The sequence below is a fragment of the Pseudomonas sp. UYIF39 genome (genome assembly GCF_029963765.1).
In the GTDB taxonomy this organism is placed as follows: Bacteria; Pseudomonadota; Gammaproteobacteria; order Pseudomonadales; family Pseudomonadaceae; genus Aquipseudomonas.
The window spans coordinates 69851-92053 of the sequence record NZ_JALBYU010000005.1; the positions used below are offsets into that span (position 1 = coordinate 69851).

At 61.0% G+C, this 22203-nt stretch carries 19 protein-coding genes; 15 read left to right on the plus strand and 4 right to left on the minus strand.

From position 1 onward, the window contains the following. Positions 1-6 precede the first annotated feature (6 nt). The 10 genes from MO767_RS08490 (at position 7) to MO767_RS08535 (ending at position 7180) form a co-directional block, all read left to right on the plus strand. Positions 7-669, plus strand: coding sequence for a riboflavin synthase (locus MO767_RS08490; protein ID WP_282480131.1), 663 nt, complete (start codon positions 7-9; stop codon positions 667-669). Positions 670-685: 16 nt separating this feature from the next. Continuing rightward, positions 686-1777, plus strand: a complete 1092-nt coding sequence (ribBA, locus tag MO767_RS08495; protein WP_282480132.1) for a bifunctional 3,4-dihydroxy-2-butanone-4-phosphate synthase/GTP cyclohydrolase II — start codon at positions 686-688, stop codon at positions 1775-1777. A 91-nt stretch (positions 1778-1868) separates the two neighbouring features. Further along, positions 1869-2345 carry a 6,7-dimethyl-8-ribityllumazine synthase gene (gene ribE, locus MO767_RS08500; RefSeq protein WP_003185938.1) on the plus strand — a complete coding sequence of 159 codons (477 nt, stop codon included), beginning with the start codon at positions 1869-1871 and terminating at the stop codon, positions 2343-2345. Further along, entirely contained in the window at positions 2342-2842 is a 501-nt protein-coding gene (gene nusB, locus MO767_RS08505; RefSeq protein WP_008153530.1) for a transcription antitermination factor NusB, read from the plus strand. Before ribE ends, nusB begins: the two co-directional genes overlap by 4 nt. A gap of 27 nt (positions 2843-2869) precedes the next feature. Beyond that, entirely contained in the window at positions 2870-3835 is a 966-nt protein-coding gene (gene thiL, locus MO767_RS08510) for a thiamine-phosphate kinase (protein ID WP_282480133.1), read from the plus strand. Beyond that, the gene (locus tag MO767_RS08515; protein ID WP_282480134.1) at positions 3832-4335 is read left to right on the plus strand and encodes a phosphatidylglycerophosphatase A; all 504 of its coding nucleotides are present in this window, start codon (positions 3832-3834) and stop codon (positions 4333-4335) included. Before thiL ends, MO767_RS08515 begins: the two co-directional genes overlap by 4 nt. A gap of 22 nt (positions 4336-4357) precedes the next feature. Continuing rightward, the gene (locus MO767_RS08520; RefSeq protein ID WP_282480135.1) at positions 4358-5095 is read left to right on the plus strand and encodes a transporter substrate-binding domain-containing protein; all 738 of its coding nucleotides are present in this window, start codon (positions 4358-4360) and stop codon (positions 5093-5095) included. Positions 5096-5346: 251 nt separating this feature from the next. After that, the gene (ribA, locus tag MO767_RS08525) at positions 5347-5964 is read left to right on the plus strand and encodes a GTP cyclohydrolase II (RefSeq protein ID WP_045057501.1); all 618 of its coding nucleotides are present in this window, start codon (positions 5347-5349) and stop codon (positions 5962-5964) included. After that, positions 5961-6380, plus strand: coding sequence for an MFS transporter (locus tag MO767_RS08530; protein WP_095131408.1), 420 nt, complete (start codon positions 5961-5963; stop codon positions 6378-6380). Before ribA ends, MO767_RS08530 begins: the two co-directional genes overlap by 4 nt. Continuing rightward, positions 6380-7180, plus strand: a complete 801-nt coding sequence (locus MO767_RS08535; protein ID WP_282480136.1) for a cobalamin-binding protein — start codon at positions 6380-6382, stop codon at positions 7178-7180. The genes MO767_RS08530 and MO767_RS08535 overlap by 1 nt, the downstream gene beginning before the upstream one ends. A gap of 134 nt (positions 7181-7314) precedes the next feature. On the opposite strand, the gene MO767_RS08540 is transcribed toward MO767_RS08535, so the two are convergent. The 4 genes from MO767_RS08540 to MO767_RS08555 all read right to left on the minus strand — a co-directional run bounded on the left by MO767_RS08540 (position 7315) and on the right by MO767_RS08555 (position 12476). Continuing rightward, complete coding sequence (locus MO767_RS08540) at positions 7315-9198, minus strand: TonB-dependent receptor (protein WP_282480137.1); 1884 nt, start codon at positions 9196-9198, stop codon at positions 7315-7317. A gap of 160 nt (positions 9199-9358) precedes the next feature. Further along, entirely contained in the window at positions 9359-11257 is a 1899-nt protein-coding gene (gene dxs, locus MO767_RS08545) for a 1-deoxy-D-xylulose-5-phosphate synthase (protein ID WP_282480138.1), read from the minus strand. Positions 11258-11349: 92 nt separating this feature from the next. Next, positions 11350-12237 carry a (2E,6E)-farnesyl diphosphate synthase gene (gene ispA, locus MO767_RS08550; RefSeq protein WP_282480139.1) on the minus strand — a complete coding sequence of 296 codons (888 nt, stop codon included), beginning with the start codon at positions 12235-12237 and terminating at the stop codon, positions 11350-11352. Beyond that, positions 12234-12476, minus strand: a complete 243-nt coding sequence (locus MO767_RS08555) for an exodeoxyribonuclease VII small subunit (RefSeq protein WP_007894317.1) — start codon at positions 12474-12476, stop codon at positions 12234-12236. The genes ispA and MO767_RS08555 overlap by 4 nt, the downstream gene beginning before the upstream one ends. A 366-nt stretch (positions 12477-12842) precedes the next feature. Here MO767_RS08555 and MO767_RS08560 point away from each other — a divergent pair, with 366 nt between their 5' ends. Genes MO767_RS08560 through MO767_RS08580 form a run of 5 tightly spaced genes read left to right on the plus strand, consistent with a single transcriptional unit; the run spans position 12843 to position 22202 of the window. Beyond that, complete coding sequence (locus tag MO767_RS08560) at positions 12843-13634, plus strand: DUF2135 domain-containing protein (RefSeq protein WP_123367661.1); 792 nt, start codon at positions 12843-12845, stop codon at positions 13632-13634. A gap of 37 nt (positions 13635-13671) precedes the next feature. Further along, positions 13672-15384, plus strand: coding sequence for a DUF2138 domain-containing protein (locus MO767_RS08565; protein WP_282480140.1), 1713 nt, complete (start codon positions 13672-13674; stop codon positions 15382-15384). Between the two features lie 32 nt (positions 15385-15416). Then, entirely contained in the window at positions 15417-16019 is a 603-nt protein-coding gene (locus MO767_RS08570) for a DUF1175 family protein (protein ID WP_282480299.1), read from the plus strand. Next, complete coding sequence (locus tag MO767_RS08575) at positions 16016-20581, plus strand: alpha-2-macroglobulin (RefSeq protein WP_282480300.1); 4566 nt, start codon at positions 16016-16018, stop codon at positions 20579-20581. Before MO767_RS08570 ends, MO767_RS08575 begins: the two co-directional genes overlap by 4 nt. Position 20582: 1 nt before the next feature. After that, a complete protein-coding gene (locus MO767_RS08580; RefSeq protein WP_282480141.1) occupies positions 20583-22202 on the plus strand; it encodes a DUF2300 domain-containing protein in 1620 nt (539 codons plus the stop codon). Position 22203 lies beyond the last annotated feature (1 nt).

The following is a 22203-nucleotide window of genomic DNA, read 5'->3' on the forward strand; positions in this document are numbered from 1 at the left end:
GACTCCATGTTTACCGGCATCATCGAATCCATCGGCAGTATTCGTGCATTGACCCCAAAAGGCGGCGATGTGCGGGTACATGTAGAAACCGGCAAGCTCGATCTGAGCGACGTCAAACTGGGCGACAGCATCGCGGTCAACGGCGTGTGCCTGACTGCGGTTGAGTTGCCAGGCAACGGCTTTGCGGCGGACGTCAGCCGCGAAACCCTCGACTGCACCGCCATGAATGACCTGAAAAGCGGCAGCCCGGTGAACCTGGAAAAAGCTCTGACCCCGACCACTCGCCTCGGCGGGCATCTGGTCAGCGGCCATGTCGATGGCGTGGGCGAAGTGGTTGCCCGTACCGAGAATGCTCGTGCTGTGGAGTTCCGCATCCGCGCACCGAAAGAGCTGGCCAAGTACATCGCCCATAAAGGCTCGATCACCGTCGACGGCACCAGCCTGACCGTGAACGCGGTCGATGGCGCCGAGTTCATGCTGACCATCATTCCGCACACCCTGAGCGAAACCATCATGGCGTCTTATCAGCCAGGTCGCCGGGTGAACCTCGAAGTTGACTTGCTGGCACGTTATCTGGAACGCCTGTTGTTGGGCGACAAGGCCGCAGAGCCGACTTCTGGAAACATCACCGAAAGCTTTCTAGCCGCCAACGGCTACCTCAAATCCTGACCCAAGGGGGTGCCTTGTGGCGCTCAATAGCATCGAAGAACTGGTTGAAGACATCCGCCAAGGCAAGATGGTCATCCTCATGGATGACGAAGACCGCGAGAACGAAGGCGACCTGATCATGGCCGCCGAGTGCTGCAAGGCCGAGCACATCAACTTCATGGCCAAGCACGCCCGTGGCCTGATCTGCATGCCGATGAGCCGCGAGCGCTGCGAACTGCTGAAGCTGCCCTTGATGGCGCCGCGCAACGGTTCCGGCTTCGGCACCAAGTTCACCGTGTCCATCGAAGCCGCCACCGGCGTGACCACCGGCATTTCCGCCGCCGACCGTGCGCGCACCGTGCAGGCCGCTGCCGCAAAAGACGCCAAGGCTGAAGACATCGTCAGCCCCGGCCACATCTTCCCGCTGATGGCCCAGGCCGGTGGCACCCTGGCTCGCGCCGGTCACACTGAAGCCGCCTGCGACCTGGCGCGCATGGCCGGTTTCGAACCGAGCGGCGTGATCTGCGAAGTGATGAACGACGACGGCACCATGTCCCGCCGCGCGGAACTGGAAGCGTTTGCTGCCGAACACAACATCAAGATCGGCACCATCGCCGATCTGATTCACTACCGGATGATCCACGAACGTACCGTTCAGCGGATTGCCGAGCAGCCACTGGACAGCGAACTGGGCCAATTCAACCTGGTGACCTATCGTGATTCCGTGGAAGGCGACGTGCACATGGCCCTGACCCTGGGCACCGTGTGCGCCGAAGAGCCGACCCTGGTTCGGGTGCACAACATGGACCCGCTGCGCGACCTGTTGATGGTCAAGCAGCCTGGCCGCTGGAGCCTGCGCGCCGCGATGGCCGCGGTTGCCGAGGCGGGCAGTGGCGTGGTGCTGTTGCTCGGTCACCCGCTCGATGGCGACGTGTTGCTGGCGCATATCCGCGAAACCGCGGAGCACGTACCGGCGAAAAAACCGACCACCTACAGCATTGTCGGTGCCGGTTCGCAGATCCTTCGGGACCTGGGCGTGCGCAAAATGCGCCTGATGAGTGCGCCAATGAAATTTAATGCGATATCCGGTTTCGATCTGGAAGTTGTAGAATACGTGCCCTCCGAATAATGACCGGTTGTTTCCAGTCCTTGATTCGCGGTTAACACATCACTGAGGGACGCGTAGAAAACGCGTCCCGGCTCTTTAAGAGATCTAACGAATGACCCTGAAGACCATCGAAGGTACCTTCATCGCCCCTAAAGGCCGCTACGCTTTGGTAGTAGGCCGTTTCAACAGCTTCGTCGTTGAAAGCCTGGTCAGCGGTGCAGTTGATGCCCTGGTTCGCCACGGCGTGAGCGAAAGCGACATCACCATCATCCGCGCACCTGGCGCCTTCGAAATCCCGCTGGTTGCGCAGAAAGTCGCTCAGAAGGGCGAGTACGCGGCAATCATCGCCCTGGGCGCGGTCATTCGTGGCGGTACTCCGCACTTCGAATACGTGGCTGGCGAATGCACCAAGGGCCTGGCCCAGGTGTCCATGGAGTTCGGCGTTCCAGTCGCATTTGGCGTGCTGACCGTTGACTCCATCGAGCAAGCCATCGAACGTTCCGGCACCAAGGCCGGTAACAAAGGTGCTGAAGCTGCCCTGTCCGCTCTGGAAATGGTCAGCCTGCTGGCGCAGTTGGAGGCCAAGTGATTAGCGACGAAAGCGATCGTTTCAACCCGCGCGATCCAAAGCCTGCGGATGCCGGCAAGCCATCGAAAAGCGTCAAGCGTCGCGAAGCCCGTCAGCTCGCGACTCAGGCGTTGTACCAATGGCACATGGCCAAGCAATCTTTGAACGAGATCGAAGCGCAGTTTCGGGTCGATAACGATTTCAGCGATGTCGATGCCGCTTACTTTCACGACATCCTGCACGGCGTTCCGGCTCACAAGCCTGAAATCGACGCTGCACTGACGCCGTGCCTGGACATCACCATCGAAGAGCTGGACCCGGTTGAACTGGCCGTTCTGCGCCTGTCGACCTGGGAACTGCTCAAGCGCGTCGACGTGCCGTACCGCGTTGTGATCAACGAAGGTATCGAGCTGGCGAAAGTCTTCGGTTCCACCGACGGCCACAAGTTCGTCAACGGTGTACTCGACAAGCTGGCCCCGCGTTTGCGTGAAGCTGAAGTGAAGGCGTTCAAGCGCTAATCGGCGCTTGAATACTTTGTCTCAGCCATGGGCGAGTTTGAGCTGATCCGCAATTTCTTCGCCGCCGCGCCCTGTGCGCAAGGCGGCGAAGGCGTTGCCCTTGGGATCGGTGACGACTGCGCCTTGCTGGCTGTTCCCCCCGGGGAGCAGTTGGCCATTTCCACCGACACGCTGGTTGCCGGTGTGCATTTCGCAGATCCTTGCGACCCGTTTCTGCTCGGCCAGCGCTCGCTGGCCGTGGCCGTCAGCGATCTGGCTGCCATGGGCGCCACTCCCGTAGCCTTTACCCTTGCCCTGACCTTGCCGACGGTGACCGCCGATTGGCTGGACGCCTACGCCCGTGGTTTGAATATCATGGCGCAGAACTGTGGTGTGGCGCTGGTGGGTGGTGATACCACCCGTGGACCGTTGAGCCTGACGATGACCGTATTCGGTCGTGTGCCGGCAGGTTTGGCGTTGACCCGAAGCGGTGCGCAGCCAGGCGATTTGCTGTGCGTTGGCGGTGAACTTGGCAACGCGGCGGGGGCATTGCCGCTAGTACTCGGTCAGCGGACGGCTGAAGCCGCCATCGCCGATCCACTGCTGGCACATTACTGGTCGCCGCAGCCGCAACTCGCGTTGGGCCAGGCGCTGCGCGGCAAAGCCACCTCGGCGCTGGACATCTCCGACGGCCTGCTCGCGGACTGCGGGCATATTGCCCTCGCGTCACAGGTCGGCATTCAGGTTGAACGGGACACGCTGCCATTGTCGAAAGCTTTAGTGGCCTTCCTCGGTCAATCGGGTGCCGAAAAAGCGGCCCTGAGCGGCGGTGATGATTACGTGCTGGCCTTTACCTTGCCGTCCGTCGAGTTGCCGCAATTGTTGAGCGACGGCTGGCCGATCCATGTGGTCGGCCGTGTTGTGACGGGGCAGGGCGTGGTGCTGCTGGACGCAGACGGACAAGACATCACCCCGCAAGCCCGGGGCTATCAACATTTTCGGGAGACACCGTGACAGATCATCCCAAACAGGTCCCGGCGGAATTCGTACCGCCCTCGGTCTGGCGCAATCCGTGGCATTTCCTGGCGTTCGGCTTCGGCTCGGGCACCTTGCCAAAAGCACCGGGCACCTGGGGTTCGTTAGTTGCGCTACCCTTTATCCCGTTGTGGCAGATGCTGCCCGATTGGGGTTACTGGCTGATGCTCGGCATCACCATGCTGTTCGGCTTCTGGCTGTGCGGCAAGGTTGCCGACGATTTGCGGGTACACGACCACGAAGGCATCGTCTGGGATGAAATGGTCGGGATGTGGATCACCTTGTGGCTGGTGCCGGAAGGTTGGTACTGGCTGCTGGCGGGGTTTGTGATGTTCCGCTTCTTCGACATCCTCAAGCCGTGGCCGATCCACTGGATTGACCGGCATGTGCATGGCGGCGTCGGGATCATGCTCGATGACGTGTTGGCCGGGGTGTTTGCGTGGTTGGGGATGCAAGGGTTGGTATGGATTTTCGCCTGAAGGGCGAAACAGGGGACTAGGGATGGCTGGACGCTGGTTGGCTGTGATGGTTTTCGCGATGTTTTGCTCGCTCGCCCAGGCGGGTGACGAGGCGACGACTCCGTCAGTGATTCATCTGGCCAGCGAAGATTGGGAAGACTACACCGCCGCCGATGGCCACGGTTTGGGCTGGGACGTGTTGCGGGAAGTCTTCGAGCCAGCGGGGGTCAAGCTGGACATCCGCAGCGAACCCTACGTTCGCTCCATGGGCCTGGCCCAGCGCGGCGAAGTGGATGCCTGTGTTGGCTCCTATCGTGATGAGTCCAGCGATCTGCTCTATCCGCGCTGGAACTTCGATACCGATCACATCTATGCCTTGGGTCTGGCCAGCAACCCCGCGCCGACCCCGGAAACCCTGGGCAACTATCGACTGGCCTGGGTCCGCGGCTACGACTTTCAGGATTACCTGCCCAACATACGCCGCTATAACGAAGTCATGCGGCGTACCGGGATTTTGTCGATGTTGACCCGCAACCGAGCCGATTTTTACATCGACGCACTGACCGAGGTCGACTATGTCCTCAGGTGGGCCAAGGATCCGTCGCAGTTCCGTCGCACCCACATTGCGGAATTACCGCTGTATCTGTGCTTTGCCAAGACCCCCAAGGCCCGGACACTGATGGCGCTGTTCGATCAACGCATGGAGCAACTGGTGAAAAACGGCCAGCTGAAACCGATCTTCGAGCGTTGGAAACAACCGTATCCGTTTGACCCGAACTGAACACGGCTCTATGGGTTGATGGTGAACCCTGTGGGAGCGAGCTTGCTCGCGATAGCGGTGTTTCAGTGACGAATATGCAGACTGACACACCGCTATCGCGAGCAAGCTCGCTCCCACAGGGTGAAGTGGCGCACCAGTGATCTAACTTTTTGATCGTTATGCCCCATAATTCAGCCTAAGCGTCTGTAGGAACGTGCTGTTACAATGCCGCGTCTGCGAATCTCCAGTACTTATTGATCAGGAGCACACCGGTGCCTGTCGTTTTTGTCGCCGCTTCCAAGCTGCCAACGCCTTTTGCGCAATTCACCATGCACGGCTTTCTCGATGAAGAAAACGGGCGCGAGCACGTTGTGCTGAGCCTGGGTGAATTCGACGACGGTGCCCCGGTACTCGGCCGGTTGCACTCCGAATGCCTGACCGGCGATGCCTTGTTCAGCCAGCGTTGCGACTGCGGCTCGCAACTTGAGGCCGCTTTGCAAGCCATCGCCCGTGAAGGTCGTGGCGTGTTGCTGTACTTGCGTCAGGAAGGTCGCGGCATTGGCCTTCTGAACAAGATCCGCGCCTATGAGTTGCAGGATGGCGGCGCCGATACCGTTGAAGCCAACGAGCGTCTGGGCTTTGCCGCCGACCAACGTGACTACGCCATGTGCTTGCCGATGCTGGAGCACCTGGGCGTGAAATCACTGCGTCTGATGACCAATAACCCACGTAAGGTCAAAGCCTTGACCGACATGGGCATCGTGGTTGCTGAGCGCGTGCCGCTGCACACCGGCCATAACCCGCATAACAAACTTTACCTGGCCACCAAGGCCAGCAAGCTCGACCACATGATGGGCAACGAGCACCAGGGTGAGGCAGACCGGGCGTGACCCGGGGTCAGGTTCGGCGGCGACTGTCCGTCAATTGGTGGCAATACCTGGCGCTGGCCTTGGTGCCGCTGTTCGTGATCAACGGCGTTTTTGGCCAGAGCGAGGCGATCCTGCCGGTGCTGGCGATGCCATTGTTCATCGCCGGTGTGGCGTCGATGTTTGTCAGCCTGAAATTCTTTGGCGGCTACAAACACGCGTTGATCGCCACTCAAAAAGCCCTCGACACCCCTGAAGAACCTGCTGCCTGGATCGCCTTGGCTGCCAAGCGTCGCACGGCATTCCTGGCTGCCGGCCTGCCGGCCTGGATCGGCGCGCTGGCGGTATTCGTCGGCCTCGAAGCCGTGCCGTTGATGCTGCTGTCGCTGTCGACCCTGGTGTTGTTTTACCTCTACCGTATCCCGCGTCAACTCGGCTGATGCGACCCGTCTGGCTGGCGGTTTTGCTGCTGGCCGTCAGCGGCCCGGCGGCTGCGGTCGAACGCGTTGTCAGCCTCGCGCCATCGCTCTCTGAAATCGTTGTTGAGCTGGGTTCAGCCGACCTGCTGGTGGGTGTGCTGGATGCCGGTGAGCGTCCTGCCGAGCTCAAAGACCTTCCTTCGGTTGGCCGCTACGGCCAGTTGGACATGGAGCGATTGCTCAGTCTCAAGCCCGATCTGCTGTTGCTCTGGCCCGGCAGCGTTGGCCCGGCCCAGCGTGAACAGCTCAAGCGGTTGAACATCCCGACCTACGTTGCCGAATCCCACAACCTCGAACAACTCACTTCACAGATCGAGGCGATTGCCTCACAGCTCGGCCGTCCAGAACGTGGCGTTTCACTGGCTGAAAAGTTGCGTCAGCGCCTGGATTCGCTGCGCCAGCGTTATCGTCGGGATGTGCCATTGCGGGTGTTTTATCAGGTCTGGGATCGACCGCTGTACACCGTTGGCGGCGGGCAGATCATCAGCGATGCGCTTGAAGTGTGCGGGGCGCGCAATGTGTTTGCCGACCTGAACCTGCCGGCGCCGCAGGTCAGTATTGAGGCGGTATTGCAGCGCAATCCAGACGTGATTCTGGCCAGTGATCAGGCGCAACTTGATGCATGGAAGTCGTGGCCGCAGGTGACGGCAGCGGCGCAGGGGCAATTGCTGCTGGTGACGGACAAGGGACTGGAGCGGCCGAGCGGGCAGATGATCGAAGCGACGGCCAAGCTTTGCCAAGTCATCGCGCCGGATCACTGATACCGAGGTGCGGCCATCGCGAGCAAGCTCGCTCCCACACTGGATTTGTGAACGACACAAAACCCCTGTGGGAGCGAGCTTGGTCCGGGCGGCGTTCCGACGATGGGGCCAGCCCAAACGCCGCTAACCTCAGGTCAGAGTTCTGGCGTCCAGGTCACCCCAAACATCCACGCTCGACCTTCCTCACGATACCCATACTGACTGCCGTCATGACTGTACAGCGCCCGGCTATAACCCTTGTCCAGCAGGTTATCGACCTTCAGCTCGAGCTTGATCTCACGATTCAATTCCCAGCTGCTGCGCAACCCCAGCAACGCATACCCGCCCAACGGCTGCTGATTGTTCTCATCGTCATAGCTGCTGCTCACTGCTTGCCAGCTGGCGCCGAGCCCTAGCCGGTCGAACTGCCGATCCAGATCCAGGCTCAAGGTCCGCCGCGCGCGACGAGCCAGGGTGTGGCCGCTATCGCGATCGCGCGGGTCGATGATCGCCACGCCGAGGCTGCTCTGCCAGCCGAACAGTTCCTGTTTCAAAGCCGCTTCGAACCCGTTGATGCGTGCCGAGGCGACGTTCTGCGGCCGTGAGTTGCTACCGAAAATAATCGCGTCTTCCAGGTCCGTACGGTACAGAGAAGCTTCCAGGCGAGCGGTGTCGGTCAGTTGACTGCGCCATTGCAGCTCGTAGCTTTTCGAGGTCTCGGGTTTCAGGTCTGGATTACTGAAGTCGGGGTAATACAGATCATTGAACGTCGGCGCGCGGAAGCCTTCGCTGTAGGTCAGCAGCACATCGTTGTCCGGATTCAGCGGCAGGGTGAAGGTGCCGCTCCAGCTGTTCTGGCCGCCGAACTGCTGGTTCTGGTCCCGGCGCAGGCCCAGTTCCGTGGAGAAGCTGTCCGCCTGGTAATGATGCTGAATGAACGCCGCACGGTTCCAGCGGCTGTCCTCGTCGAATGGCGTGCTGCTGTTGATCCGGTCCTCGTACCAGTCGCCGCCGAGGATCAGGCTGTTGCGCTCGTCGAGGGTCAGGTCGTTCTGCCAGTTCACCGAATCGCGATACGTATTGAACACGTTGCGTTCAGTGCTGAGCTTGTCGAGGGTCTTCTCGCGGTTTTCGCTGTGGCCGAACTCGACGCGGGTTTTCCACAGGTCATTGATACGCGCATCGACGTAACTGCTGACGCTGCTCACCGCGAAGTCGCTGTAGGGCTGCTGCTGGACTGACTCGAACGTGTCCATGTCGAAGCGGCCGAACGGATTGTCGAACTCGCTTTTGCCACGGTTATCCAGCAGGTTGGCGCCGATTTCGATGTCATCGGTGAGGGCGTGACTCAGGCTCAAGCTCACCGATTTGTTGCGGTATTCGTCATGATCGCCGTCGCTGGGATACGACTCGTGAGTGCGATTGATTCCGGCGGTTTCATCGAGGCTGGCACCGAGATTGAACCGGGTCTGCTCGTCGCCGCCGGACAGGCCGAGGCTGCGTTCCCAGGTCTGGTTGCTGCCAAAGCCCACGTGCATTCGTGGTTGCAGGCCGGGTTCGTCGCCGCGACGAGTGAAAATCTGGATTACCCCGCCAATCGCGTCGCTGCCATAAATCACCGAGCGGGAGCCGCGCAACACTTCCACGCGCTCGACTTGTTCGATGTTGATGTGTTGCAGGTTGCTGTCGCCCGAGGTGGCGTTGCCGATGCGCTGGCCGTCGACCAGCACCAGGCTCTGGGCCGACTTGGTGCCGCGGATGTAAATCCCCGGCAGACTCCCGCGCCCACCGGTTTGCCCGACCTGCACACCCGGCACACGACGCAGCAAGTCAGTCACGCTGCTCGGTTGCAGGCGATCGATGTCTTCGCGGGTGAACACGGTGTTGGCGGCGCTGCTGTCATTGCGCGCTTCGACCTGACGGTTAGCGCTGATCAGCACGTCGGGAAGCTTCAGGGCCTGGTCGCGTTCGAAGGTGTCGGCCAGCAGTTGGCCGGCCGGCAGCAGAGTCAGCGTCAGGGCGAGGCGGGAGAGTTTCATCGGCAGTCCGTAGGCTTTGTAGCGAGTACAGTTTTGAAAGGCATGAAAACCAATGTGGGAGCGGGCTTGCTCGCGATGACGGTGTGTCAGTCAACGAATATGTCGACTGTCAGACCGCTATCGCGAGCAAGCTCGCTCCCACAGGGTTTTGTATGTGTCTTTAGATGTTCAGCAGTTGCAACCGCTCACGCACCGACGCTTCGATCCCGGCCTCATCCAGCCCGCATTCGGCCAGCATTTGCGCAGGCTTGGCGTGCTCGACGTAACTGTCCGGCAAGCCCAGGTGCAGCATCGACTTGAGGATGTTTTCGCGAGCGAGAAACTCGCTGACGGCGCCACCGGCACCGCCCATGATTGCGTTCTCTTCGATAGTCACCAGCAGCTCATGGCTGCTGGCGATATCGCGAACCAGTGCTTCATCGAGTGGCTTGACGAAGCGCATGTCGACCACGGTTGCATCCAGCGTCTCAGCGACTTTCAGCGCCTCGGCCAGTTGCACGCCGAAGACCAGCAGGGCGACTCTGCTGCCCTGACGACGAACCACGCCTTTGCCGATTTCGATCGGCTCGAGGTTTTTCTCGATCGTCGCGTTCGGGCCAGAGCCGCGCGGATAACGCACCGCCGCCGGGCCGTTGAACAGGTGGCCAGTGGTGAGCATTTTGCGCAGTTCGTTTTCGTCGCTCGGGGTCATCACCAGCATGCCGGGGATGCAGCGCAGGAACGACAGGTCGAAGCTACCCGCGTGAGTCGGGCCGTCCTCGCCCACCAGACCGGCACGGTCGATGGCGAACAGCACGTCGAGGTTTTGCACCGCGACGTCATGAATCAATTGATCGTAGCCACGTTGCAGGAACGTCGAATAAATCGCCACCACCGGTTTCGCGCCTTCGCAGGCCATGCCGGCGGCGAGGGTCACGGCGTGTTGTTCGGCAATCGCCACATCGAAATAGCGCAGCGGGAAACGCTCGCTGAAGGCCACCAGATCGGAGCCTTCTTTCATTGCGGGAGTGATGCCCACCAAACGCGGATCAGACGCGGCCATGTCGCATAGCCATTCACCGAACACACCGGAATACTTCGGTCCGCCGGCTTTCTTCGGCGCGGCGGCCGGAGCGTCCAGCGGTTCGAGTTTGGTGATCGCGTGGTAACCGATCGGGTCGACTTCCGCCGGGGCGAAGCCTTTGCCTTTCTTGGTGACGACGTGCAGGAACTGCGGGCCTTTCAGATCGCGCATGTTGCGCAGGGTGGCGATCAGGGTCGGCAGGTCGTGGCCATCGATCGGGCCGATGTAGTTCCAGCCCAGCTCTTCAAACAGCGTGCCGGGGACCAGCATGCCTTTTGCGTATTCTTCGGTGCGACGGGCGATTTCCCAGGCGCCGGGCAGGCGCGACAGGACCTTTTTGCTGCCTTCACGCATGCTCGCGTAAGTGCGGCTGGAAAGGATTTTCGCCAGATAGTTCGACAGCCCGCCGACGTTGCGCGAGATCGACATGTCGTTGTCGTTGAGGATCACCAGCATATTGGCGTTCACTTCCGGCGCATGGTTCAGCGCCTCGAAGGCCATGCCGGCAGTCAGTGCGCCGTCGCCGATCACGGCGATCGCCTTGCGATCACTGTTTTGCAGGCGGGCGGCAATGGCCATGCCCAGCGCTGCGCTGATCGACGTGCTGGAGTGGCCGACGCCAAAGGTGTCGTACTCGCTCTCGGAACGACGCGGGAAGGCCGCGACGCCGTCCTTCTGGCGCAGGGTGCCCATGCGCTCGCGACGGCCGGTGAGGATTTTGTGCGGATAGGCCTGATGACCCACGTCCCACACCAGCCGGTCGTCCGGGGTGTCGAACACGTAATGCAACGCGATAGTCAGCTCGATGACGCCCAGGCCGGCCCCGAAATGCCCGCCGGTCTGACCGACCGTGTAGAGCAATTCCTGGCGCAATTCATCGGCCAGGGTTTCCAGCTCGGCTTCGCCTAACCGGCGCAGGCCGTCCGGCGTGTTGGCACGGTCGAGCAGGGGCGTGGTCGGGCGCTTGCGGGGAATCTCATGAAACGTCGTGGGCATCAGGCGAATCGTTATAGGTATAAAAGATGTGGCAGTTTACCTGATGCATCGCCCCCTGCCCACGCGTTGGACTTCTTTTGGCGGATACGCCGTCAGCTGCGCCGATCGACGATATAACGGGCCAGATCGCGCAACGGCTCGGCTGCCGCGTCAAACGGTCGCAGCGCGTGCAGGGCTTGATCGCGCAGTTCCAGCGCATAAGCCTTGGCCGCATCGAGGCCGAGCAGGGCCGGATAGGTCGGTTTGTCGCGGGCGATGTCGGCGCCCTGGCGTTTGCCGAGGGTTTCGGTATCGCTTTCGACGTCGAGAATGTCGTCCTGCACCTGGAACGCCAGGCCAATGGCCTGTGCATAAGTCTGCAAAGACTTCAGTTCGTCCTTCTCCGCACGGCCGCTGGCCAGGGCGCCGAGTTTGACGCTGACCTCGATCAGCGCGCCGGTCTTGTGCCGATGCATGGTTTCGAGGGCTTTTTGATCGAGCTTCAGACCGACCGAACCGAGGTCAATGGCTTGACCGCCGACCATGCCTGCCGGGCCTGCGGCCAATGCGAGAGCACTGACCATTTGCAGGCGGATTTCAGCGTCAGAGTTGCTCAGGCGAGGGTCGAGCAGGGCGCTGAAGGCCAGGCTCTGCAAGCCGTCACCGGCCAGAATCGCGCAGGCTTCATCGAATTTTTTGTGAGTGGTCGGCTGGCCGCGACGCAGATCGTCGTCGTCCATGGCCGGCAAATCGTCATGCACCAGGGAATAAGCGTGAATCAGTTCAACTGCGCATGCCGCGCCGTTGGCTTGCTCAGCCTTGCCGCCCAGCGCTTCGCACGCGGCGTAGGCCAGCAGCGGGCGGACCCGTTTGCCGCCATTCATCACGCTGTAGCGCATGGCTTCGTACAGACGCGCGAGCTCAGGGCTTGGCGCGTTGAACAGGGTTTCCAGTGCAGCATTGACGCGGGCCTGGCTGGTCGCCGAATACGCTGCAATCATTCTGGCTGATCCGCGTCGAAGGGTTCCTCGGCCAGCTCGCCATCACGCTCGAGCAGCACCTGAACCTTTTGCTCGGCCTGGGCCAGCGCCGCCTGGCAATCGCGGGTAAGACCGATGCCTTGCTCGAAAGCCGTCAGCGAGTCTTCCAGCGACAATTCGCCGTTCTCCAGACGCTCCACCAGCGTTTGCAGGTCAGCGAGAGATTGTTCGAAATCCAGTGCAGCTTTTTTGCGGGCCATGGCGGCTATTTCCGGTTGACGTTAAACCGGCGCGACACTAGCAGACATGGGGGTTATGGGCAAATGAGCGGGGTGTTTCGGCCACTGGTTTCAGCTGCTACAAATCGCAATACGGTTTTACGGTGCGGGTTATTCGGCTCATTTGGTGAGCCGAATAACCTCGCTATTCGGCTCACGCCCAACAATCACCGTGAATCCCACCGCGAAAATAGATGTATCCGATTGTTAAAAATCCGTCGAATGGCTAATCTTCGCGCCTTCTACGACCCGATAGTCATGGGTCTTTCTGACGAAACGCAGTTTTTGGATCTGTAACGCGCCGAGGATCAGGCGCAAGGTTTCGTTATGCATGGCAGGAGGCGTCACATGCGTTCATTTCTTCTATTGTTGATGGGGCTCGTCTGCGCGACCTCTGCCTGGGCCGAGCCTTCGGCCGAGGTGTCGGAACCGGTGGGTGGCTGGCGTTATTCCGGCCTGCTGGACCGCAGTGAAAATCCTCAAGTCGCCTATCCCACGCCACCCATCGATCGCGGTGTGCAGCGCAATCGCACCATGATCCAGGGCCAGCTCAAGGCCATCGGCACCCAGCGAGGGCCGCACACCCTGGCCGTCAACGGCAATCCTTTGAATCTGTACACCGACGACCAGGGGCGTTTCGCCCGGCCGTATGCGTTCGGCGCCGGCTCCAATAGTGTCGAAGTGCGCAGCTCCGAAGGCCAATCGCTCAAGCGCGTTCAATTCTATGAAGCCAATAACCTGCGCACCCCGGCGCGGATTCGCGTGGTGCTGGGTTGGGATGACCCGAAAGCCGAACTCGATCTGCACATCATTACCCCCGATGGCCAGCACGCGTTCTGGGCTCACTCAGCGCTGACCAACGGCGGCGGTCTAGACCCGGACGGCGTCGATGGCCCCGGCCCGGAAATGTTCACCATGACCGCACCGATGCATGGCACCTATCTGGTTTACGTGAACTATTGGGGCAACTTCGGCAGTGGCGGCTATAACTTCGATGAGACCAGCAACCAGAACGAGGTGATCACCTCGCAGATCAACCTGGTACTCAACGAAAACACCGTCGACGAAAAACGCGAGACCTTCATCGTGCCCCTGCGGGCCATCGGTGACCTGCTGCTGGTCAAGACTTTCAACTATTAAGCATCCCGCTCCACGGATGACATCGGGTTTTGTGAACATGAGCGATAACACTGTTTCTCCGGCCGCCGAAACGCCAGCAGCCAAAACTCCTCGCCGCTGGCCGGTGCTGCTGGTCGGGCTGCTTCTGGTGGCTGGCGTGGCGGGCGGTTTGGGCTGGTTCATGCACAAACCCAAGGCGCCGCCAGCGGCGTTGGCCAGCGACAAACTGGGCATGAGCCGGCCGGACGGTCTGCTCGAAACCCACTCCTTGAGCCAGTTGCCCAAGGATTTGCTGGCGGTGCCGTTCCTCAAGGAAACCCTGACTGAAGATTTCGTCTTCTATTACGAAGCGCACGCCGATCGCCTCGGTTTGATCGGCAGTCTGCGGCGGATCATTTACGAACATGACCTGAAATTGCAGGACAGTTTGATCGAGCAGCTCTTCGAGCAACCGGCAGACGTGGCGCTGTGGCGTGGGGCGGATGGTCGCCTGAAAGACTTTTTGTTGGTGATGGATCGCGGTGGTCTGGCCAAGGTGCTGGAGCCGCTGGCGAAAGTGGCGCTGGATGATTCGCAGCTGACCCAGGTCGGCTCTGTGAAAGTCGGCGCCGACGACGTGGCGCTTTATCAACTGACCTACAACGCCACCAAAGCGCTGTTGTTCGCTTCCCATGGCGACAAACTGGTGGTGCTGTCGAACCCGGCCAAGCTCTACGATGCGGACAATGGCGCCGCCGAAGAGTCGGGCAGCGTCTCGACCAAGTCCATCGCCGCATTGCTCAACGGCGACAAACTGTTCCCCGAAGCCTTCGGCCTGCCGCCCCGTGCGCCCGAGGTGAAACAACGCCTGTCGGTGAATTCCAGCGTCCTGGCCATGGGTTATCAGCGCTTCATCCCGAACTTCGCCGGGCTGCGTTTCGACATGGACGACAAGGGTTGGCACAGCTTCCTTGCCATGGATGAACTGGACAACCAGCCGGACTTCGATTTCAAACCGATCTGGCAAGCCATGCCGATGGGCGCCAGTGCTTGCGTAGCGTTGCCGCTGGCGGCTGAACAACAGAAACCGCTGCTGGTAAAACTCGGCGCCGACGAAAAAGTCGCCGAGGCCCTGACCGAACACATGGCCGGTGCCGCCGGCCTGTGCTGGTACGCCGATTCGCGGTTGTACACGCCGTTGCTGGTGGCCAGCCTGAACGATGATGACAGCGCCAAACTCGACGGTGATCTGGGCAATCTGTTCGGCTCGATGGTCGGCGCCTACGAAGGCAACGTCGAAGAGCACGCATTCCCGGTGGTCGAGAAACAAGAAGGCGAAAATCACCAATGGCAGCGTCAGGTCAGCTCCAACTTCGGCCCTTACAAAGCCAAGGATGCCGAGGACCCGGATGCGATCACCGGCAAGGCGTTCATGAAAGTCAGCCTGGCGCGCCACGGATCGACGCTGCTGTTTTCCCTCGACGACAAGCTGGTGGACAAGGCCCTCGGTACTCTCGACAAACGCTTCCCGCCGATGGCCGACGTGGTACCAAAAGACTTGCTGATGCCGGTCTACTTCGGCCCGGATTCCATGGCGCAACTGATGCAGCAGGAAACCCTCGACAGCCTGCCGCAAGACATGGAGCCGGTGTTCTACAACGCCGCGCAGACCTACCTGATCCCGAAACTGCGCAATCTCGGCGGTTACGGCAAGTACGCCCTGACCTTGCCGGAAGGCAGCGAACCCGACGGCCACTGGCAATGGCTGCCGCTGGAATGGAAAGCCCTGTGACAGCACTCATCCGAGGCCTCGGCCTGCTGGCGATGTTGCTGGGGACCCGGGCATTTGCCACTGAGGCGCCGCCGCTGGACGTGCAGCAATCCCAGGTGTTCCGTGCCTGGTTCGTACGCATCACCCAGGAACAACTGACCCAAGGTCCGAGCCCGCGCTGGTATCAGCAGGACTGCGCGGGCCTGGTACGTTTCGCCGCCAACGAAGCGCTGAAAGTCCATGACGACAAATGGCTGCGCAGCAATGGCCTGTCCAACCGTTATCTGCCTCCAGAGCTGCAACTGAGCGAGGCTCAACGCGGCCTCGCCCAGCAATGGCAGCAGGGCGGCGGCAAGGTCGGGCCGTACGTCAACGCGATCAAACTGATTCAGTTCAACAGCCATCTGGTCGGCCGCGATCTGGCGCAAGCCCGGCCCGGCGATCTGATGTTTTTCGATCAGGGCGACGACCAGCACCTGATGATCTGGATGGGCCGCTACATCGCCTATCACACTGGCACCACCACCCCCACTGACAACGGCATGCGCTCCGCAAGCCTGCAGCAACTCATGACATGGAAGGACACCCGATGGATACCCGACGCAGCCAACCCCAACTTCATCGGCGTCTATCGACTGAACTTTCTCTCCCAATGATCGGTGCCCGCATGTTGCGTTTACTGCCTCTGCTGTTGGTTTTAGTGCTGCCTTTTTCGGCGGCCAACGCCGAAGACACCGTCGAGCCGAGTGGCTACACGCCGGTGGCCGGTGAAAGCTTTTTCCTGCTGGCCGACAGCAGTTTTGCCAGCGACGAACAGGCAATGGTTCGCCTCGAAGCGCCGGGTCGCGATTATCGTCGGTTCCGCATGGAGCCTTACGGCGGCGCCGACATTCGCGTGTACCGCATCGACAAGCCGCTGGATTTCCTCAAGCGCCAGAAGAACCTGCACCGTGTGGTCAGCGACGGCCAGTTCAAGGGCGAAGGCCTGTCGAACACCCTCGCGTACCTGTGGGACAACTGGTATCGCAAATCCCGTCGCGTGATGCAGCGGGCGTTTTCCTACGAATCGCGTAAACAAGTCACCGAAGAAGTGCCGGAACTGAAGATGGGCACCGCGATTGCCGCGCCAACGCCCTACGACGCTCAGCCGCAATTCGCGCTGATCCCGGGCTTGCCAGTGGTCAGCCAATTCCGTTATCCGCTGTGGCAAGCCAAACCGATCCAGCCGCCTGAAGGCGTGAACCTGGCCGGGTCTTCCAGCGAGTTCGTCAGCGTTGCACCGGGCAACGTGTACATCCCGTTGGGCAATCTGAAGCCGGGTCTGTATCTGGTGGAAGCGCTGATCGGTAAGTACCGTGCGACCACCATGGTCTTCGTCTCCAACACCGTGGCCGTGAGCAAGATTGCCGGTGATGAATTGCTGGTGTGGGCTGCACGCAAACACGAAGGCAGTTCGGTGCCGAAGGTCAACGTGCTGTGGACCGATGGCCTGGGCGTGATGAGCAGTGGCGCCACCGATGCCGATGGTTTGCTGCGCTTGAAACACGTCAGCCCGGAGCGTTCGTTCGTGATCGGCGAGGACGAAGAGGGCGGGGTGTTTGTCTCCGAAAACTTCTATTACGACAGCGAAATCTACGACACCAAACTCTATGCTTTCACCGACCGGCCGCTGTATCGGCCGGGGGATTGGGTGTCGCTGAAGATCGTCGGTCGCGAGTTCAAGAACGCCCGCGACTCTGTGCTGCCGACCGCTGCCGACGTCAACGTGACCGTGCTCGATGCCACCGGCACGGCGCTGCAATCGCTGGCGCTGAAACTCGATTCCAAGGCTGGCACTCAAGGCCGTTTCCAGTTACCGGATAACGCCGTGGCCGGTGGTTACGAGCTGCGTTTCAGCTACAAGGATCAGGCCTACAGCAGTGCTTTCCGCGTGGCCGAATACATCAAGCCGCACTTCGAGATTTCCCTGAACCTGGCCAAGCAGGATTACCGCACCGGCGAGCCCGTGAAGGGCAGTCTCGTGCTGCTGTACCCGGACGGTAAACCGGTGGCCAACGCCAAGTTGAGCCTGAGCCTGCGCGCCCAACAACTGTCGATGGTCGACAACGAACTGCAATACCTCGGGCAATTCCCGATTGAGCTGACCAGCACCGAACTGACCACCGACTCCAAGGGCAACGCGACGCTGGATCTGCCGGCTGCCGAGAAGCCGAGTCGCTACATGCTCACCGTGTTCGCCAGCGATGGCGCGGCGTATCGGGTCAAGACCACCAAGGAAATCCTCATCGACCGCGGCGCGGCGAGTTTCAGTCTGCGCGCGCCTCAGCGTTTCAGTGCGGTGGGTGACAAGGTTGCGTTCAGTTATTTGAATGAAGGCGGCAGCGAGCAGAGCAAATCGGTTACGCCGAGCAGTTATAGCTGGGTGCGCCTGGAAGACCAGACGGTTGGCGAAGGCAAACTCGCCGCGAAAGACAAAGGCTTCACCTTGGCCTTCGACCGTCCGGGCACTTACAACCTGACGTTGAAGGATGACCATGGCCGCGTCGTCGGCGCCACCGGTCATTCGGTCACGGGCGAAGGTGTCAAAGCCGTGCCGGGCACCGTGGAAATCGTCCTCGACAAACCCGAGTACAAGGCCGGCGACGAAGCCCTCGCATTGATTACGTTCCCTGAGCCGATCAGCGATGCACTGCTGTCGCTCGAACGCGACAAGGTCGAGGCCACAGCGCTGCTGTCCAAGGGCGGCGACTGGCTGAAGATGGAAAAACTCAGCGAGACCCAATACCGCGCGCGGATCCCGGTGAAGGACAATTTTGCGCCGAACCTGACCTTCTCCGTGCTCTACACCAAGGGCGGTCAGTACAGCTTCCAGAACGCCGGTATCAAGGTGATCGCGCCGCAAATCGACGTGGCGATTGCCACAGACAAAGAGGCGTATCAGCCGGGCGATACCGTGTCGGTGGACTTGACCACGCAGTTCGCTGGCAAGCCTGTTCCAGCGCACCTGACGGTCAGTGTGGTGGACGAAATGGTCTACGCGCTGCAACCGGAAGTCGCGCCGACCATCGACCAGTTTTTCTACCACCCGCGCCGCAACAACGTGCGCACCAGCGCCAGTCTGTCGTTCATCAGCTACGACGTGGCATTGCCGGGCAGCCCTGGCGCACCGGGCAAAGCTAACCGTAGCGAGCGGGGCGTGAAAGTGCTTGAGCGGCCGCGTCGTGAGGACGTCGATACCGCCGCGTGGCAGCCGGAATTGATCACCGACGCCAACGGCAAAACCCGCTTCACCTTCAAGATGCCGGACTCGTTGACCCGCTGGCGCATCACCGCCCGGGCCATCGCCGATGACGGTCAGGTCGGGCAGAAGAAGCAATTCGTGCGCTCGGAAAAACCGCTGTACCTGAAGTGGAGCGGACCCACCAAATTCCGCACAGGCGACAAACCGGATCTGGGTGTGTTTGCTTTCAGCCAAGCAGAAAAACCGGCCAAGGCTGAGTTGGTGATTCATTTCGGCGGTGCCGAACAACGCGTCCCCGTGACGCTGAACAACGGGATCAACTACATCGCCCTGCCGGCGTTTGCGCTGGTCAGTGGCGAGTGGACGGCTGAGCTGGTGCAGGACGGTAAAACGGCTGATGCCTTGGCTGTGCAACTGACCGCGACCGGCGAAGGCTGGCAAGTGACCCAAAGTCAAAGCCTGGACGTGGCCAGCGGTGATACGCCGCTGACCTTGCCAGCGGACGCGACGGACATTCGCCTGCGTCTGGACGACAGTCCGCAAGCGCTGTTCCGCTCGGCACTCGACGATCTGTTGAGTTATCCGTACGGCGGCGTCGAACAAACGGCCAGTCGTTTGCTGCCGCTGAGCATTGCGTATCCGACCTTGTCGTCGAACCCGCAAATCCGCGATCGCTTGCGTTTGATCATGCAGAACAGCCGTCTGCGCCTGGTGCAAATGGCCGGGCCTTCGGCGAGTTTCACCTGGTGGGGCATGGACGGTGAGCCGGATGCGTTCCTCACCGCTTACGCCTACTACGCCGACTGGCACGCCAGCAAAGTGCTGGAGTTGAGCCTGCCGCCGGAGCATTGGCAGCGGGTGCTGGAGGTCTATTCGAAGCAGGCCAAAAACACGCCGCTGTTGCAGCGGGCGCTGATCCTGTCGTTCGCCAAACAGATGCAATTGCCGGTGAACACCTTGCTCAGCGGTTTGATGGATGATCTGTCGAAAGCGGGCGAGGGCAATGCGGCGAACCTGATGGACGATGGCGAAGACAGCATCGTCATGAGCGATCCGGATTCGGCGCTCGGTCTGGCTGCTGCTCGTGCGTTGACGGCCTCGTTGGCTAAGCAATCGAAGGTGACTCTGCCGGACGCATTCAGTCGTCAATTGCCAGATGCGCAACAGCGTTTGGCCGTCAGCTCTCAGCCGTTTGCCGAAGCGTTAAACCTGTCGTTGCAAGCCTTCGATCAGGCTCACGCGCAAGCATTGTTGCAACGTCTGCTGCCACAGCAATCGACCCTGGAACGTGCGCTGGCGCTGACCTGGTTGCGACGCAGCATCGAGCAGGCTTCGCCCACCATCGCACTAGCACCGGGTGAAGGCTGGAAGAAAAAATACGGTGATACCGGGGAAACTTATTGGACGTGGCAGGGGGCTGCGCCCGTGCCTGCAGTGCTGTCGCTGACCGGTGAGCAAGAGCGCCCGTTGCGAGCGGCTTTGAGCTTCCAGACCAAGCAACCGCTGGTAGATCCGATGGCCGTGACCATCACCCGTCGCCTGTCGCGTCTGGTGCCGGGCGACGAAGCCTTCACCTTCAAACTGGAGGCGGTCGGCACCAAGCCGTTGTCCAGCGACAGCCTGTACCTGGACGAAGTGATCATCACCAGCAAAGCCGCGAAACCGCTGCGCTACGGCATGCTCGAAGTGCCGCTGCCACCGGGCGCCGATGTCGAGCGCACCACGTGGGGCATCAAGCTCATGGGCAAGGCCGGCACCGAACCGTCCGCGTTGGAGAAGGCGCGTTTCGAGCCGGGGCAGATGGCCTACGCCATTCCGGTCGATGCCTTGAGTGGTGAATTGCGTCTGCGTCATTTGGTGCGTTTCTCGCAGAAAGGCCAGTTCAACCTGCCGCCGGTGCGTTTCACTCAGGTCTATGCGCCACAGCATCAGGCGCAAGAGCAAAAACCGGCCCTCGGCCAGGTCACGGTCAACTGACATGACCCGACCTCTGGTCTGGTGGCTCCTGTGCTTGATCCCTGCGCTGGCGACAGCGCAGGAGGAGCCGCTGCGACTGGCTTTTAAAGGTGAGTTGCTGTCGTTGAGCCGGACTCAGGTGATCGCGCGCGAGCCGTTGCCTGCTGATGTGCAGACTCCGCTGGGCAGTGTGTGGAAGTTGTTCGTCTACGGCTGGTTAGTGGATAGCGGCGCTCATGAGCCGGCTTACGAGTGTCGCGGTCAGTCGAAAGATGAAGTTTACTGCTGCACGGCGGGCGGCAGGATTGAGCGCGATCAGGCGTTGGTAAAGTCTTGTGGTTTGTATTTTGAGCCTGCGCGGTTGGGTATTTCTGATGCTGGTTGGCGGGAGTATTGGCAGGCACGTAAGGCACCGGATTGGTTGCTGAACTTGCCTTCGTTGCAGTCTTCCACGCGAGTATCGGTGGCTGAATTGCTTAAGGTGCTGGCCGTGATGCCGGCGCAGGATCAAGCGCGGCGGGTGTTGCTGGATGTGGTGTTGAATGCGGCTGACGGCAATGTCGTGGGCGAACTCGGTGGCCGGTTGCGGGTGAAAACCTGGAGCTGGTTGGGGGATCAGGATCCGTCGTCGCGTCAGGGTGGTTTTGCCGGGTGGACAGTGGATGGCACACCGGTTTGGGCGGGTGGGCGTGGGACCAGTCAGATGGTCTTGCGTAACTACGGTGGGGCCTTGGCTTCGGTGTTGCCGGTGGATTGGCCTTTGGATGCGGGACGTTGTGTCGAGGTGGGGCTGTTTTCACGCTATCCCATTGGGCGCGTTCTGGCGGGGGATCGTGTTGTTGAGTCCGGGCCCTTGCTGGGCGATTACCGCGTCGAATTCACCAACGGCAACCAACTCGATATCCACAGCGACGGCGAACTGTTTTTGCTGAAAGACAAACTGATCGCCCGTCTGGACCGCGAAGAATATGTCGCCCGAGTCCTCCAGCGCGAAGCCAGACCCGAACCCGCCGAAGCCGCCAAAGCCCTGACCGTCGCGATCCGCACGTACCTGCTGCAAAACGCCACCCGCAACGGCGACTGCCTGAGCATCGACGACAGTAGCAGCCGCCAACGCGTCGCCCCACGCCCGGCCACCGCCGACTCACGCAACATCGCCGCCTGGACCAGCGATCTGGTCCTCGCCGGCAGCACCGTCACCTACCACTCCGACCAGCCCGGCCCGGACAAACTCTCCTGGCAGCAGGCCGTCGAGCAGGCCAACGCCGGCCAACGCTACGACGCCATCCTGCTCCACGCCTACCCGCGCGCAAGCCTCAGCCGCTGGGACAACCCCGTCGCCTCCTGCGAGACACTCCCCGCCGCGCAAGACTGGTTGCAACACCAACGCCGCGGCTGGCGTCCGCGGTTGGAAAGCGAGGTTGGCTACAACGAAGTCAGCACCTTCGCCGTCTGCCGCCTGGCCTTCGGCCGCCCCTATGTCGACCGCGAACGCCAGCGCATTTACGTGCGCGGCGTGTTGTCGCTGCAAGACCGCCTCGACCTGACCCACGAATACCTGCACCTGGCCTTCGAAGCACACCCCAACGGCCAGGATGAAACCTACATCGAAGGGCTCGCCCGCCACCTCTTGCTGGAATAGG